At 68.6% G+C, this 15,330-nt stretch carries 15 protein-coding genes; 6 read left to right on the top strand and 9 right to left on the bottom strand.

What is annotated here, in order from left to right:
* The first annotated feature begins 21 nt into the window (after positions 1–21).
* Positions 22–924 (top strand): helix-turn-helix domain-containing protein, encoded by a 903-nt coding sequence (locus P0Y43_RS19290; RefSeq protein WP_275638855.1) that lies wholly within the window; start codon positions 22–24, stop codon positions 922–924.
* Here the strand turns inward: P0Y43_RS19290 and P0Y43_RS19285 are convergent.
* From P0Y43_RS19285 to P0Y43_RS19255, 7 genes are all read right to left on the bottom strand, one after another.
* Positions 894–1,532, bottom strand: a complete 639-nt coding sequence (locus tag P0Y43_RS19285) for a hypothetical protein (protein ID WP_275638854.1) — start codon at positions 1,530–1,532, stop codon at positions 894–896. The two genes, P0Y43_RS19290 and P0Y43_RS19285, sit on opposite strands and share 31 nt — an antisense overlap.
* A 79-nt stretch (positions 1,533–1,611) precedes the next feature.
* Positions 1,612–4,005 carry a TonB-dependent siderophore receptor gene (locus P0Y43_RS19280; RefSeq protein ID WP_275638853.1) on the bottom strand — a complete coding sequence of 798 codons (2,394 nt, stop codon included), beginning with the start codon at positions 4,003–4,005 and terminating at the stop codon, positions 1,612–1,614.
* A gap of 142 nt (positions 4,006–4,147) precedes the next feature.
* The gene (locus P0Y43_RS19275) at positions 4,148–5,125 is read right to left on the bottom strand and encodes a FecR family protein (protein ID WP_275638852.1); all 978 of its coding nucleotides are present in this window, start codon (positions 5,123–5,125) and stop codon (positions 4,148–4,150) included.
* Entirely contained in the window at positions 5,122–5,679 is a 558-nt protein-coding gene (locus P0Y43_RS19270; RefSeq protein ID WP_275638851.1) for an RNA polymerase sigma factor, read from the bottom strand. The genes P0Y43_RS19275 and P0Y43_RS19270 overlap by 4 nt, the downstream gene beginning before the upstream one ends.
* Positions 5,676–6,002, bottom strand: a complete 327-nt coding sequence (locus P0Y43_RS19265) for a DUF3325 domain-containing protein (protein WP_275638850.1) — start codon at positions 6,000–6,002, stop codon at positions 5,676–5,678. Before P0Y43_RS19265 ends, P0Y43_RS19270 begins: the two co-directional genes overlap by 4 nt.
* A complete protein-coding gene (locus tag P0Y43_RS19260; RefSeq protein ID WP_275638849.1) occupies positions 6,002–7,576 on the bottom strand; it encodes a PepSY-associated TM helix domain-containing protein in 1,575 nt (524 codons plus the stop codon). The genes P0Y43_RS19265 and P0Y43_RS19260 overlap by 1 nt, the downstream gene beginning before the upstream one ends.
* Positions 7,573–7,875, bottom strand: coding sequence for a DUF3649 domain-containing protein (locus tag P0Y43_RS19255; RefSeq protein WP_275638848.1), 303 nt, complete (start codon positions 7,873–7,875; stop codon positions 7,573–7,575). Before P0Y43_RS19255 ends, P0Y43_RS19260 begins: the two co-directional genes overlap by 4 nt.
* A gap of 186 nt (positions 7,876–8,061) precedes the next feature.
* On the opposite strand from P0Y43_RS19255, the gene P0Y43_RS19250 reads away from it, so the two are divergent.
* From P0Y43_RS19250 to P0Y43_RS19230, 5 genes are all read left to right on the top strand, one after another.
* Positions 8,062–8,556, top strand: a complete 495-nt coding sequence (locus P0Y43_RS19250) for a sigma-70 family RNA polymerase sigma factor (protein WP_275638847.1) — start codon at positions 8,062–8,064, stop codon at positions 8,554–8,556.
* On the top strand, positions 8,553–9,482 hold the full coding sequence (locus P0Y43_RS19245; protein WP_275638846.1) for a FecR domain-containing protein: 930 nt from the start codon (positions 8,553–8,555) through the stop codon (positions 9,480–9,482). Before P0Y43_RS19250 ends, P0Y43_RS19245 begins: the two co-directional genes overlap by 4 nt.
* A gap of 92 nt (positions 9,483–9,574) precedes the next feature.
* The gene (fecA, locus tag P0Y43_RS19240) at positions 9,575–11,887 is read left to right on the top strand and encodes a TonB-dependent Fe(3+) dicitrate receptor FecA (protein ID WP_275638845.1); all 2,313 of its coding nucleotides are present in this window, start codon (positions 9,575–9,577) and stop codon (positions 11,885–11,887) included.
* 175 nt (positions 11,888–12,062) lie between these two features.
* Entirely contained in the window at positions 12,063–12,404 is a 342-nt protein-coding gene (locus P0Y43_RS19235; protein ID WP_275638844.1) for an HPF/RaiA family ribosome-associated protein, read from the top strand.
* Between the two features lie 183 nt (positions 12,405–12,587).
* The gene (locus P0Y43_RS19230) at positions 12,588–12,884 is read left to right on the top strand and encodes a DUF3509 domain-containing protein (protein WP_275638843.1); all 297 of its coding nucleotides are present in this window, start codon (positions 12,588–12,590) and stop codon (positions 12,882–12,884) included.
* Here P0Y43_RS19230 and P0Y43_RS19225 read toward each other — a convergent pair.
* Positions 12,881–14,329, bottom strand: coding sequence for an HAL/PAL/TAL family ammonia-lyase (locus P0Y43_RS19225; protein WP_275638842.1), 1,449 nt, complete (start codon positions 14,327–14,329; stop codon positions 12,881–12,883). The two genes, P0Y43_RS19230 and P0Y43_RS19225, sit on opposite strands and share 4 nt — an antisense overlap.
* Positions 14,326–15,330, bottom strand: a complete 1,005-nt coding sequence (locus tag P0Y43_RS19220) for an ornithine cyclodeaminase family protein (RefSeq protein WP_275638841.1) — start codon at positions 15,328–15,330, stop codon at positions 14,326–14,328. Before P0Y43_RS19220 ends, P0Y43_RS19225 begins: the two co-directional genes overlap by 4 nt.

Genomic DNA, 15,330 nt, shown 5'->3' with positions numbered 1-15,330 from the left:
TGGCGCCATGAGGACCCGCCCATGACCCCACTGACCCAGTTGCAAGTGTTCAACGCCATGAACGCCTCGCCCAACGCCCGGCTGGAGCTGAGCGCGCACCTGGGCGACGGCCTGGCCGCGGCGTTGTGGAGCAACCGCGACGACGCACGCGACTACCACGCGCCCAGCCACCACACCCTGTCGTGCTACATCGCCGACGGCACCGGCACCTTTCGCCGCCAGCGCCCGGCCGACAAAGGCGCGCCGGACAAACTGTGCATCATGCCGGCGGGCCAGGAGTCGAACTGGGTGGTCAACGGCGAAATCCGCCTGGCGCACTTGTACATCAGCGAGGAACAGTTCGCCCTCGGCTGCATCCGCCTGCTCGACCGCGAGCCACGCGAGATGCAGTTGCAGGAGGCGACCTTCCTCGATGACCCGCAACAAGCCCGGCGCTTCCGCCAACTGGTCACGCTGGATTGGGACGAGCCCGCCGAGCGGCTGCTGGCCAGCAGCCTGGCGCACACCATCATCGACCACGCCGTGCTCAGCCAGATGGGCCTGCGCCAGGGCCTGAAACTCAAGGGTGGCCTGGCCCCGCACCAGCGCCGTCTGCTGGTCGACTACATCGAGGCCCACCTCGACCAGCCGTTGACCCTGGGCGAGCTGGCGTTGCGCTGCAACCTCTCCGAATACCACTTCGCGCGCATGTTCCGCGCCAGCTTCGGCCTGCCGCCGCACCAGTACCTGCTGGCGCGGCGGCTGCACCTGGCGTGCCGGTTGCTGCGCGAAGGCGGGCTGCCGTTAGGGCAGGTGGCGCTGCTGTGCGGGTTCGCCAGCGCCAGCCATTTCAGCAATCGCTTCCGCCAGGCGATGGGCGCGACGCCCGGCGAGTATCGCCAGGCGCTGGGTGGTCACGGGGTGGCTTTGCGACTGGCGTTGTAGAGGTCGAAGTCGATGTAGATCGCCTTGACCTCCGTGGTCCAGGCGCCGGGGATCATCACCACCAGGTACTGGCGACCCTGCCCGGGCTGCTTCAAGTAGCTCCACACCGGCTTGTCGTTTTCGCCCCACATCCAGTAGCGCACGGGGTCGTTGCCCTTCTCGCCGGGCAGGCTGCCCTCGACGGGCTTGCCGTCCATCTCGGCCAGCTTCCAGTCCAGAAACTGCTTGGCAGTGGTCTCGCTGCCCGAATAGATCTCAGCGATGCTGAACAGCTTGCCGTCCGGGGTCGCCGTGGTTTGCAACGCCAGCCAGGCTTGGGTCATGTTCACCCGCTTGAGCTGGTCGGCCTCCCACTGGCCTTGCCGCCCGCTGTTCTCGACCCATTGGGTGTAGCGCTGGTTGAAGATGCTGTGCTCGCTGCGTTCTTCCTTGTCGATCGGGCAGTCGAAACAGATACGGTTGAGCGTGCGCTTGGTCTCGACTTCGTCCATGCCCAGCCGCAAGCCTTGCATCTGGGGCTCGTTGCCTGGCGGGGGAGCGGCGTTGCCATTGTCGCCGCAACCGGCCAGGGCCATGAGCAACAGGCTTGCATAGAACGTCCTTCGCATGAGTGACCTCCTTTTAGGTGGCGGCACTCTAGCAAACTGCCAGTAGTGAAGTGGAGTCGATGCTGTGCCTATCGCCGACTCAGAACTCGAAGGTACTCGACAAACTCACCTGCCGCGCATCGCCGATGGCCACGAAATACCGGTTCACCGCCGAGCTGTAGTACACCTTGTCGAACAGGTTCTTCACGTTCAACTGAAGGCGCACCTTGTGTTCGTCCAGCTTGGTTTCATAGCTGGCGAACGCATCCGCCACGGTATACGCCGGCAGGTCGAAGTCGTTGGTCGGGTTGCCCGCGCGCTCCCCCACATAGCGCGCGCCTGCGCCCAGGCGCAGGCGGTCGCCGCCGAACAGGCTGCCGTAGTCGTACACCGCCGACAGCGAGCCGCTGTGCCGTGCCACGTTCTGCAGGCGGTTGCCCTTGAGGTCGGGGTCCTTGGTCACTTCGGCGTCGGTGAAGGCGTAGCTGCCAATCAGGCTCCAGCGCTCGCTGAGCTGGCCGGCGAGGTCCAGCTCGACGCCACGCGAGCTGACTTCGCCGGCGTTGCTGTACAACGTCTCACCGGTGCGGGTGTCGAAGTTGGCCACCAGCACGTTCTGCTTGGTGATGTCGAACAACGCCAGGGTGCCGGTGAGGCGGCCCGGGATGTCGAGCTTGGCACCGATCTCCCAAGACTTGCCCTCCTCCGGCGCGATGGACGAATCCAGCACCAGGCCGCCGGTCAACGGCGCGATACTGGAATTGGGCTTGAACGACTCGCTGTAGCTGCCATAGAACGACAACTGCTCGTCGACCTTGTACACCACCCCGGCATGCGGCACCCACGCCTGGTCGGCGGTGTCGGTGTTGGCGGTGAACGGGCGGCCGCGACCGGCGTACTGGTCGTACTGCTGCAGGCGCGCGCCGGCCACCAGAATCCAGTGCTCGTCCAGGTGCACGGCATCCTGGAAGAACAGCGAGTCGGTGCGCAGCTTGTCGGTCTGGGCACTATCGCTAGAGCGCACCGTGCTGCCTTCGGTCTCCAGGCCGTAGGCCGGGTTCACGTAGCTGAAGGTCGAGCGGCTGGCCTGGCGGATCAGGTCGGCGCGGTAGATCTTGCGGTCTTCGTGGTCGACGCCGAGCAGCAGGTCGTGCTGCAGGCCCGCCAGTTGCACGTTGCCAGTCAGGCTCAGGGTGGCGTACTGGTCGCGGCTGAGCGAGCCATGGGTGCCGTCGATGCTGCGGGTCAGGGTGCCGCGCGCATCGTTCACACCGGTCACCCGCACTTGGCTGGCGTCGTAGGTTTCGCGGTTGAAGCTGTAGCCGAAGTGCACTTTCCAGTCATCGGCGAGCTGGTGGTCGACCTCCAGGCGGTACAGGTCCGAGCGCCCTTCCATGTCGTTGAAGGGCTCGTCGAGGCGGCGGGTGGCGGGGATGTCCAGCGGGTGGTTGGTGCGGTTGCTGATCGCCGTGCCGCGGTCGAACGGGTAGAGGAATTCACGGTGCTCGTAGGCCAGCAGCACCTGGGTGTCTTCGCCGAACCAGGCCAGCGACGGCGTCACCAGCGATTCGCGGTGCACGCCGTAGTTGCGCCAGTAGTCCTCGTCCTCGTGGTCGACGATCAGCCGGTAGGCCAGGTTGCTCTCGCCCAGCGAGCCAGTGCTGTCGAAGCCGCCGCCACTGCCGTTCTTGCCGCTGCCGTAGGTCGAGCCGCGCAGGGTCAGGGCGTTGTAGGGGGTCAGTTGCGGGCGCTTGCCGACCACGTTGATCACCCCGCCGGGGTCCTGGATGCCGTACAACAGCGAGGCCGGGCCCTTGAGCACCTCGACCCGCTCGGTGCTGGCGTTCAGCGCGCGCCCCTGCACCAGCGGCATGCCGTCGCGCATGATCGAGCCGTCGCGGTTGTCGCCGAAACCGCGCTTCATCACGGTGTCCGAGGTGCCACCGAAGTTGTTGCCCTGGGTGATGCCGCTGACGTTGGCCAGGGCATCATCGAGGTTGCGCGGGGCCTGGTCGCGGATCACCTGGGCCGGCACCACGTTGATCGCCTGGGGAATGTCCTGGTTGGCGCCTTGGCCGCGCATGATCGAGGCGCTGGCGGGGGGCTGGTAGCTGTAGGCGTCCATCTGCGAGCTGATGGTGGTGGCTTGCAGGTTCAGCGCGCCGGCAGTGTCCACTGCCTCGAGGGTCAGGGTGCGGGCGTCGAGCCGGCGCCAGGCCAGGCCCGAGTCGCCCAGCAGCTGTTGCAGCGCCTGCTCGGCGCTGAACGCGCCATTGAGCGCGGGGGCTTGCCGGGTGGGCAGCTCCAGGGTGTAGACCACGCTCTGGCCGGTGGTGCGGGTGAAGGCGTTGAGCGCCTGGGCCAGCGGCTGGCTGGGCTGGGCGAAGGTGTAGACCCGGACCTGCTCGGCGGCGCTGGCCAAAGCTGGCAGCACCATGGCGGACAAGGTAGAGAGACCGAGCCAGAGGGGAACACAACGCGGGGTGAACTTCATGGACGCAGGACCTGTGAGGGGTGATTTTTGCGAATGAATCGCACTTCCACTCAGTACACGGATGCCACGTCCTGTTACCTCATCCGGGTTGTGAAAATAATCCAGGTTTTTCGGGTGGGGCCGTATCGCGGAGCCGCTGCGCTCAACGCAAAACCGTCAACCGCCCCAACAGCGTCTGCCGCGAGAACCCCAGCACCTTGCCCAACGAGTCCAGCGCCGCCAGCGGCTCCTCCACCGGGAAACTGCCACTGACCCGCCGCTGCCCCAGCTCATCGTCGAGCAGCACGATGCGCCCCGGGTAATACCGGCGCAGGTCATCCACTACCTGCGCCAGCGGCACCTGGTAGTAGTTCAGCCAGCCCTGGCGCCAGGCCAGGCGGACGTCGCTGTCCACCGCCTGCACGTCCCCGACCAAGCCCTCGGCGTAGGCCACCTGCTGGTTGGCGGTCAGTTCGCGGGGGGCCTGGCCCGGTGCGGCGCTCACCGCCACCCGGCCGCTGCGCACGGTGACCTTGGCACCCTCGCCCTGCCCGCGCACCTCGAACTGGGTGCCCAGCACCCGCACCTCACCGCCGCCAGCCTCCACCCGGAACGGCGCGCCAGTGTGAGTCACCTCGAAGAATGCCGCGCCGCGCAGCAGGCGCACGCGGCGCTCGCCATGGTCGAAGTCGACGCTCACGGCGCTGCCGGCATCGAGGGTCAGGCGCGATTGGTCGGCCAGGGTCACCTGGGTGATGTGCTCGGCGCTGTGGTAGTCGGCGCGCAGGTCCTGCCACCAGGCCTGCGGCTGCCAGCCGCCCAGGCTGCCCAGCGCCAGTACCAGGCACGCCGCCGCAGCCAGGGCGCCCCCGCGTTGCCGCCAGCGGCGGCGCGGGCGCTGGATGGCGTGCAGGTACTGGGCAAGGTTGGCGTGTTCTTCTTCGGCCAGGCGGGAGGCCGGGGCGTGGGTCAGGCGCCACAGGGCCTGGGCCTCGGCGTAGGCCTCGCGGTGCGCGGGGTCGGCCAGCAGCCAGCGCTTGAACGCGGCGCTCTCGGCCTCGGCCGGGCGTTCGTTGATGCGGCCCAGCCAGGCCAACGCCGCGCGCGACTGTTCGGCGGTGATCGCGGTGGAATGGCTCATCGACGGTCGCTCCCGGGCCTGCGCAATGGGGTCGCGGGTTCGGCGACACTCGCCTTGCACGCTTCGAGGGCGCGCATCATATGCTTTTCCACGCTGCTCTGGGACAGCTGCATGGCCTTGGCGATCTCGCCGTAGGTGCAGCCGTGGATGCGGTTGAGCAGGAAGATCTGCCGGGTGCGCTCGGGCAAGGCGCGCAGCGCCGCTTCGATGCGGCGCAGGTCATGGTCGACCTCCAGGGCCTGCTCCGGCGCCTGGGCTTGAGCTTGTTCATCGGTCACCACCAGGCCTTCGGCGACGCGGCCACGGCTGCCCTCGCTGCGCAAATGGTCGATGGCCAGGTTGCCGGCGCAGCGCAGCAGGTAGGTATCGAGCGCCTCGACCTTGACCGCCGGGCGGCGCCAGAAGCGCAGGAACAGTTCCTGCACCAGGTCCGAGGCGGTGGCCCGGCAGCCGACCCGGCGGCTGACCAGCGCCTCCATGCGCCCGCGCTGGGCCAGGAACACCTGCAGGAAGCGCGCCCGGCCCCCGGCTTCGTCGGCGTCCGGTTCGCTCACCTGGCAAACACCGCCAACAACGGCGCCAGCACCAGGCCCGCCGCCGCCAGGCCCATCAGCACGCGCGGCAGGTACGGCAGGCCGAACACCCAGAGGGTCAGCCCGGCCATCAGCACCGCGCTCCACTCCACCAGCCCATGGGCCAGGCCGCGCCAGTACACGGCGAGCACCAGCGCCAGCGATAACAGGGTCCAGCCAGCGACACACAGCACGTGCAGTTGTCGGCCCTGCGGCTTGCGCCCGAGCAGGTCGACGAAGTGCTTCTCCATCGCCAGGCACAACGCGGCGAGCCCGGCGAAGGTGAGCCAGGCGATGCTCAACATCAGTGCACCTCCAGCGCGTCAGTGCCGGCCTTGGCCGCGCGGGGTGCGCGCTTGGCCACGGGCTTGGGCACGCGCAGCATCTTGCCCGCCGCCCAGGCGAGGAACAGCCCGGTGGCCAGGGCGGTGAGGTCGAAGCCGGCCATGGCCCAGTCACCCGCGGCGATGGCATGGTTCAGGCCCTGCCCGGTGGTGAGGGCGTTGAGCAGCGGCAGCAGCGCGAAGGCCAGCGCGCCCAGCGCCAGTTGCTCGCCCCAGGCGCGGCGGCCTGGGCGCAGCACGGCATGCGGCAAGGCCAGCCCCCAGGCCAGGAAAAACGCATTGATCTCCCAGTCGGCGCGCCCTTGCAGCGTCACCGGCAGCAGCCGGTTGGCCCAGAAGAACGCCGCCACGCCCAGCAGCAGGCCGCTCATGCTGACGATGTTGAGCACCTCCACCAGGCGCAGCTCACCCGGCAGGCGCTCGCTCTTGGCATGCTTGAGCTGGCGCTTGCCCAGCCACATCACCAGCCCGGTGCCGATCACCGCCGTGCCGGCCAGGCCAAAGACGAAGTACAGCCAGCGCAGCCAGGGCCCGGCGAAGTTGCCCATGTGCAGGCCGGCGAAGGTGAACGAGGTCATCATCGCCGCGCTCTCCGGGGCGCCCTGGGACAACAGCGCGCCCGTGGCGCCGTCGAAGGTCCAGTTGGCGCTGCGCCGGTACGCCACGCTGTCGGCCGAAGCGCGGGTCAGGGTGACGCGGGCGTTCTGGTCGCCAGGGTTCTGCACCTGGACGATGCCCATGCGCGCGCCGGGGGCCTGCTCCTGGACCTTGGCGTAGAGGCCGTTCAGCGGCACCAGCGGCGCGGCCACACCGGCCGCCTTGGGCGCGTCGTCGCGGCCGAACAGGTCGTTGAAGTAGCCGTTGGGGCTGCCGTAGCTGGCAAGGATGCCCGCCGGCATCACCAGGTACATGAACAGCACCAGGCTGCTGTAGCTGATCATCAGGTGGAACGGCAGCACCAGCACACCGATCGCGTTGTGGCCGTCGAGCCAGGAGCGCTGCCCCTTGCCGGGGCGGAAGGTGAAGAACTCCTTGAAGAACTTCTTGTGGGTGATGATCCCGGTGACCAGCCCCAGCAGCATGATGAAGGCGCACAGGGTGGTCAGCCAGCGGCCCCACGGGTAGGGCATCTCCAGCTGGAAGTGGAAGCGGTAGAAGAACTCGCCGCCACGGCTGTCGCGGGCCTCGACCGGCTCGCCGCTGCGCGCGTCCAGCTCCTTGCTGGTGAAGCCGCGCCGGCCTCCGCCGCCGGGGTCGCGCCAGCCGACGCTGAGCGCCGCCTCGCGCGCGTTGGGCAGGCGGATGAACCAGGTGCTGGAATCGCCGGCGTTGGCCTGCAGGAAGCGCTGCGCCGCGGCCAGGCTGGCGGCCTGGTCGAGCGGGTGGCTGTGGATCTCCGGCTTGGTCCAGTGGGTGATCTCTTCCTTGAAATACGACAGCGTGCCGGTGAGGAAGATGGCGAACAGCAGCCAGCCGAAGATCAGGCCGGTCCAGGTGTGCAACCAGGCCATCGCCTGGCGGAAGCCCTCTTTCATGGGTTCTTCATCCAATAGGCCGCGCCACCGAGCGCCGCCAGCGCCAGGCTCGGCAGCAGCACGCCGAGCCAGGCGCGCCAGGCGCTGCGGCAGGCGAAGCACCAGAGGAAGGCGAGCAGGTAGAAAACGAACGACAGCATCATCCCGGTGAGCGCCGCGTCGACCTGCTCGCCGGGCATCAGCAGGCTGATGCAGACGTTGGCGGTGGACGCCAGCAGGTAGCCGCCCAGCACCGCGGCCAGGCTGCGCGAAGTGACGGCCAGGCGGTAGCTCAGGGGCAGGCCGGCGTTGCGTTTCATGGCGACGGTCCTGGAGGAATGGGGGTGCAATCTTAATGATTTCAATTCTCATAAGCAAAGACTGCTGGATGAGGAGGCCCTTCGCCCCGCGATGACGGCGGCGCGGATTGCCCAAAACCCCAACCCTGAATACAATGCGAACAATTCTTACTTCCAGTTGCGTCGCAAGGCGCCGGAGTCGCAGCGGTGTCCAGCGCCCTCTCTTCCACGGTCGAAGGCCTCTACCACGCCCATCACACCTGGCTCACCGGCTGGCTGCGCCGCCGCCTGGGCTGCCCGCAGAGCGCCGCCGACCTGGCCCAGGACACCTATGTGCGCCTGCTCCAGGCCCGCGAGGCGCCGCAGTTGATCGAGCCGCGCGCTTTCCTCGCCACCGTCGCCAAGCGCGTGCTGTGCAACCACTTCCGCCGCCAGGCGCTGGAGCGCGCCTACCTCGAGGCTCTGGCCCAGGTGCCCGAGCACATGGCGCCGAGCGAGGAGGAAAAGGCATTGATCTTCGAAACCCTGCTCGAACTCGACCGCCTGCTCGACGGCCTGCCGCCACTGGTCAAGCGCGCGTTCCTGCTGGCCCAGGTCGATGGCCTGGGCCAGGGCGAGATCGCCCGTGAGCTGGGCATTTCGCTGGCGACGGTCAAGCGCTACCTGCACAAGGCGGCCCTGCGCTGCTACTTCGCCCTGTGAACGCGACCTTTTCCCCGCAGGTGGCCGAGCAGGCCGTGCACTGGTTGATCGAATCCCAGGGCGCGGGCTTCGACCTGGCCCAGCAGCAAGCGCTGGAACGCTGGCTGCTGGCCGACGGCGAACACCAACGCGCCTGGGCGCACATTCAGCAGGTCAACCAGCGCCTGCGCGGGGCGACCGCGCCCGTGGTGCACGCCACCTTGCAGGCGCCGCCCTCCCCGACTCGACGCCGGGCGCTCAAGGCCCTGCTGCTGGTCGGCGTGGCCAGCGCCACCGGCCTTGGGCTGCAACAGCACAACCCATTGCCGGGGCTGATGGCCGACTACCGCAGCCCGGTGGGCCAACGCCGGCGCCTGCCGCTGGACGACGGCAGCCTGCTGCAACTGAACACCCGCAGCGCCGCCGACGTGCGCTTCGACGGCCACGAACGCCAGGTGCGCCTGCTCGACGGCGAACTGCTGCTGGATGTCGCCCGCGACCCGCGCCCTTTGCTGCTGCGCACCGCGCAGGCGGCGGTGAGCCTGGGGAGCGGGCGCTTCAACGTGCGCCAGTTCGACGGTTTCAGCCAGGTCTCGGTGTTCAGCGGCCATGCGCTGCTGGGTGGCCAGGCGCTGCTGGCCGGGCAACAGGCGCGGTTGCTCGCGGGGGGTTGGCAGGGCATCGCGCCGCTGGACCGCAACAGCGGGGCCTGGGTGGACGGCATGCTGGTGGCCTCGCAGATGCGCCTGGCGGATTTCCTCGCGGAGCTGTCGCGCTACCGCCATGGGCAGCTGGGGTGCAGCGAACAGGTGGCCGATTTGCGGATTTCCGGGTCGTACCCGTTGGACGACAGCGAGCGGATCTTGGAGATGCTGGAGGTGGCGTTGCCGGTGCGGGTGCGGCGCTTCACCCGGTATTGGGTGACGGTCGAGGGGCGGGTGGGATAGGGCCGGCAAATACAAAAAAATTCACCCCCCTGAGCCATTTCCGCCCCCTCGCGTGACAGAGAAGGCAGAACCCCCTTCTCACAGGACCTCCCATGCGCCCCACGCCCCTCGCCCTGCTGCTCGCCGCCACCTTGAGCCTCACCCTGCCCGCCGCCCAGGCGGCCCCGCGCGACTACCAGATCGCCGCCGGCACCCTGGAAGACGCCCTGAACCAGTTCGGCCGCGAGAGCGGCGCGCTGATCTCGTTCGGCTCGCCGCTCACCCAGGGCCTGCGCAGCCCTGGCCTGCAAGGCCAGTACGACGTGCGCCAGGGCCTCGACGCCCTGCTGCGCGGCAGTGGCCTGCAAGCCCACCAGGAAGCCGACAACGCCTTCAGCCTGCAACCGGTGGCCAACGCCGCCGACAGTGGCCCGATCGAGCTGGGCGCCTCCACCGTGGTCGGCGACTGGCTGGCCGAAGCGCGCCAGGACAATGTCTTCGAACACCCCGGCGCGCGCGACGTGGTGCGCCGCGAAGACTTCGAGCGCAGCGGCGCCAGCACCGCGCGCGAAGTGCTCAACCGCATCCCCGGGGTCAACGCCCCGGAGAACAACGGCACCGGCAGCCACGACCTGGCGCTGAACTTCGGCATCCGCGGCCTCAACCCGCGCCTGGCCTCGCGCTCCACCGTGCTGATGGACGGCATCCCGGTGCCCTTCGCGCCCTACGGCCAGCCGCAACTGTCGCTGGCGCCGATCAGCCTGGGCAACATGGACGCGGTCGATGTGGTGCGCGGCGGCGGCGCGGTGCGCTACGGCCCGCAGAACGTCGGCGGGATCGTCAACTTCGTCACCCGCGCCATCCCCGAGCAGGCGACCTTCAAGGCGGCGATGCAGAACCAGATCAGCCCCTCGTCGAGCCATGATGGCATCAAGAACAGCGCCAACCTGCTGGTCGGCGGCACCAACGCCAACGGCCTGGGCGGCGCGCTGCTGTATTCCGGCACCCGTGGCGGCGACTGGCGCGAGCACAGCGACACGCAGATCGACGACCTGATCCTCAAAGGCAAGCTGCAACTGGACGAAGCCAACAGCCTGCATGCCATGGCCCAGTACTACGACGGCGAGGCCGACATGCCCGGCGGCCTGAGCAAGGCCGCGTTCGACCAGGACCCGTACCAGTCCACCCGCCCGAAGGACAAGTTCTGGGGCCGCCGCACCCTGGTCAACGTCGGCTACGACTACAAGCAGGACGACCGCCAGTTCAGCGTCAACAGCTTCTTCACCAAGACCCTGCGCAGCGGTTACCTCGACCAGGGCAGCTTCGTCTCGCTGTCGCCACGCGAATACTGGGTGCGCGGCATCGAGACCCGCTTCTCCCAGGGCCTGGCGCTGGGTGACAGCTGGCACGAGCTGGGCGTCGGCTACCGCTACGTCAACGAGGCCGGCCACGAGCTGCGCTTCCGCGAGCCGGTCACCGGCAACCTGCCGACCACCGCCAGCCGCAACGACCGCGACACACGCGGCAGCACCGAAGCCCACGCGATCTACCTGGACGACCGCATCGACATCGGCCGCTGGACCATCACCCCAGGCATCCGCTACGAGATGATCGACTCCGAGCAGGGCAACAAGCTCAGCGGCGAGCGCTACCAGGGCAGCTACAACACCGCGCTGCCAGCGCTGAACGTGATGTACCACCTGACCGACACCTGGAACCTCTACGCCAACACCGAAGGCTCGTTCGGCAGCGTGCAGTACAGCCAGATGCCCAACCGCGTCAGCAGTGGCGAGGTCAAGCCCGAGAAGGCACGCACCTGGGAGGTCGGCACCCGCTACGACAACGGCGACCTGCAGGCCGAGCTGGGCGCGTTCCTGATCAACTTCGACAACCAGTACGAAAGCAACCAGACCAACGACTCGGTGATCGCCCGCGGCGAGACCCGCCACCAAGGCCTGGAGACCCGCGTGCGCTATGCCCTCGATGGCCTGAGCCCGGCGCTGGCCGGCTTCGACGTGCATGCCAGCTATGCCTTCGTCGACGCGAGCATCCGTGAGGACGGGCCGAACAAAGGCAACCAAGTGCCGTTCTCGTCGCGGCACAAGGGTAGCCTCGGCGTCGGTTACACCGAGGGGCCGTGGGCGTTGAACCTGGACGCCAGCTTCCAGAGCAGCCAGTACGCCGACAACGCCAACACCCACGCCGAGAGCGCCGACGGCAGCACCGGACGCATTCCGGGGTACATGCTGGTGAGCAGCCGCGCGGCCTATGACTTCGGGCCGCAGTTGTCGAACCTGAAGGTCGCGGTGGGGGTGAAGAACCTGTTCAATCGCGAGTACTACACGCGCTCGTTCGATGACAACAACAAGGGCAAGTACGTGGGTGAGCCGCGCACGTTGTACGTGCAGACGTCGGTGGCGTTCTGACGGCCCCCCCCGATGGGCTGCGTAGCAGCCCCAATTGCTACAAAAAATTTATCGAGAAAGGGGGTTGAAATCGCCGCGCGGATCCCTGACCTTAGAGTCAAGAGGCGACGCTTTTCCCAGGGCCTCACTGGCCTAGGCACGCCTCTCGCGAGCAAGCTGAATAAGGATTGGAATCATGCAAATCCAGGTCAACAGCAGCAACCACATCCAAGGCAACAGCCGTCTCAACGAGTGGGTTCGCAGTACGCTGGAGAGCACACTCGAACGTTACGAAGACGACCTCACCCGCATTGAGGTCCACTTGCGCGACGAGAGCGGCGACAAGCCCGGACCGCACGACAAGCGCTGCCAGATGGAGGCTCGCCCGAAAGGCCACCAACCGATTTCCGTGACCCACACCGCCACGTCGCTGGACCAGGCCGTCGACGGCGCGGCCAGCAAGCTGAACAACGCGCTGGAGCACTTCTACGGCAAGTTGCGCAGCAAGCGCGCGGTGCCGCAGCACAGCGACGAATAACGCTGAACCCCGAACGCCCGGTGCATCGCGCCGGGCGTTTTCGTATGCGGCCTGAAAACCGCATTGTGTTCTTCGCGGGCAAACCTGCGAAGAGGCCACCACTGCCCCACCCGATCAACGGCCCTGAACCCTCCCCCACCGAGCACGGTCAACCCCTGCACACCCTTTTGCAGACCCAGCCCCATGACCAACCCCTTCGACCTCATCAGCGACGCCTTCGCCCCCCACTACCGGGTCAACCTGAGCATCGAACGGCTCGACGGCAGCATCATGCTGACCCTCTCGGACGACACCGGCGTGGTCGCCAAACGCCTGATCACCCAGGCCCAGCGCAACGACCCCGAGCGCCTGCGCCGGGTCATCGACAGCATCCGGTTCGGCCTGGCCATCGAGCAGGGCCACAGCGCCCTGGAGATCCTCGCCGCGATGACCGGCGCGCACCGCGACACGCCGTGGAACGCCCGCCACCTGGCGCATTAGCGCCAGGGCACGGACAGGTCGATCAGCCGGTCTTCGTCGACGAACGCCACGTTGCGCCGCACCTCCTCATACACCTGGCGCACCCCATCGCCCAGGCGAATGTCGCCACGCAGGTCCACTGCCTGGGCCGCGCACACCAGTTCGATGCGCGTCAGCCACTCCACGCGCAGCAACAGCGAGCGGGTCTTCTCGACCACCGCCAGCGCCTGCCCGGCGTAATCCTCCACCCGATCGGCGACGGCGATGCTGATCGCCGGGATCGGGTTGGCCAAGTGCGTGATTTCCGCCACCAGCGCCGCCGCCGTGCGATGCAGCGCCGCCAGCCCCACGCGGCCAGAGCGGGGGGCCAAGGCGCGCGGCAGGTCGCTGAAGGTCGGCGACAGCAGCTTGGCGATGCGCTCGGCACTGGCCACCGCCACGCGGCTCAAGGCCAGGCCCAGCCCCTCGAAGGCCAGGGCCAGGTGGGTGCTGTCGAAGTTGGCGGTCACCAGCACCTCGCCGGTCTCCTCGAGCAGCGCCGGGTTGTCGGCAGCGCTGGCCAACTCCAGTTCCACCAGCGCCCGCGCCTGCGCCCAGGCCTGCTGCGCCGCGCCCAGCACGACGGTGGCGCAGCGCAGGCTCAGCGGGTCTTGCAGGCGCCGGGCCTGGCGCGAGTCTTCGAGGTCGCCACCAGCCAGCAGCGCCAGCAATGCCGCCGACTGCTCGGCCTGCCCCGGCACCGGGCGCAGGCGCGCGGCCCAGGGCTGGAACGGCGCGAGGCTGGCGCGAAAGCCTTCACAAGACAACGCCAGCGCGCCCGACTGACGCGCCAGCACGCGTTGCGTGTCGGCCACCAGCAACGCGCCCAGGCCGATGCTCGCCGAATTGGCCGAGACCAGCGCCAGGCCGTCCTTGCCGGTCAGCGTGGCCACTGAAAGCCCGGCCTCGGCCAGCGCCTGGGCGGCGCCCATGGCCTGCCCGCGATACGTCACCCGCCCCTGCCCCAGCAGTGCCAGGCTCAGGTGCGCCAGCGGCGCCAGGTCGCTTTCGCCCAGCGAGCCGAGCAGCGGCACCTCGGGGTGGATGCCCTGTTCGAGCAGGGCCAGCAGGCGCTCGGCAGTCGCCAGGGAGATCCCCGAACGCCCCTGGGCCAGCCCCGAAAGGCGCGCCGCGAAGATCGCCCGCACCTCGCGGCGCTCGGCCAGGCGCCCCAGGCTCACCGCCCGGCCAGGCACGATGCGCTGCTGGAACAGCGCATCGTCCTGCGCCTGGGCCTGGTCAACCGCCGCCCCGAGGCCGGTGGTCACGCCATACACCGGCACGCCCGCCGCCACCTGCTCCAGCAACAGCGCATGCCCGGCATCGATGCCCCGACGCGCCGCCGCGGAAAAACGCAGCGCGGCGCCTTCGTCGGCCACCGCCAGCAGTTGCTCCAGGCCCAGCCCTTGCGGCCCCAGCACCGTCACGCGAAACGCAGCCGCTGGCCGATGCCCAGGCGCCGGGCCTTTTCCAGCAGCGCATGGCCCAGGGCGATATCGCTCAGGCTCAGGCCGCGGTGCCAGAACAGGATGGTCTCGCCGTCATGCTCGCGCCCCGGCTTGAGCCCGGCGACGATCTGCCCGAGCTCGGCATGCAAGCTCTGCTCGCTGAGCTTGCCGGCCTCCACATGGGCGCGCAGGGCACCGAACTGCCCCCCTTTGCACTGGCCCCAGTCGTCGACCACCAGCTTGTCCATGATGTCGGTCAACGACAGCTCCACCGCGCTCATGGTGCCGTAGGGCACGACGAACGCTCCCGGCGTGATCCACTCGGTGCGCAGCAGCGGTTCGGGTCGCTCCAGGCGCGAAGCCTCGACCACGATGTCGGCGCCGCGCACGGTGCTTTCCCAGTCCTCGGTGACGATGACCGGCTTGCCCAAGTCCTGGCGCAGGCGTTCGGCGAAGGCTTCGCGGCTTTGTGGGCGGCGCGAGTGCACGCGGATCTCGTCGAAGTCGAACAGGTGGTCGAGCAGGCGCACGTTCCAGTACGCCGTGCCGCGCGCGCCGATGTGCGCCAGCACCTTGCTGTCGGGACGGGCCAGGTGGCGAGCGCCGAGGGCCGTCAGGGCGCCGGTGCGCATGTCGGTGATCGACGAGGCGTCGAGGATCGCCCTCGGCACGCCGGTGGCCGGGTCGAGCAGGTTGAGGATGGCCAGTTCCGATGGCAGGCCGTGGCGGTAGTTGTCGACGAAGTCGCCGACCACCTTGACCCCGGCGCGGCCGACCGGGCCGCCGAGCACGCCGCGCAACACGTTGAAGTGGCCGTTGATGCCGTTGCCGGGGATCAGGTGGGTGCGCGGCTCGATGACCGCATCGCCATGGCCCTGGATGGCCAGGCTGGCTTCGATGGCGCTGAGAATCTCGTCGTTGTCCAGGGCCAGGGCTTCGATGTCCGGGCCGTTGAGGAAGTCGATGTAGATGGGGTGCAT

Origin of the sequence: Pseudomonas entomophila (assembly GCF_029193575.1) — a bacterium.
Lineage (GTDB): Bacteria > Pseudomonadota > Gammaproteobacteria > Pseudomonadales > Pseudomonadaceae > Aquipseudomonas > Aquipseudomonas entomophila_G.
The sequence above is the reverse complement of the archived record's forward strand: the minus strand, read 5'-3'. Positions and strand labels throughout refer to the sequence as shown.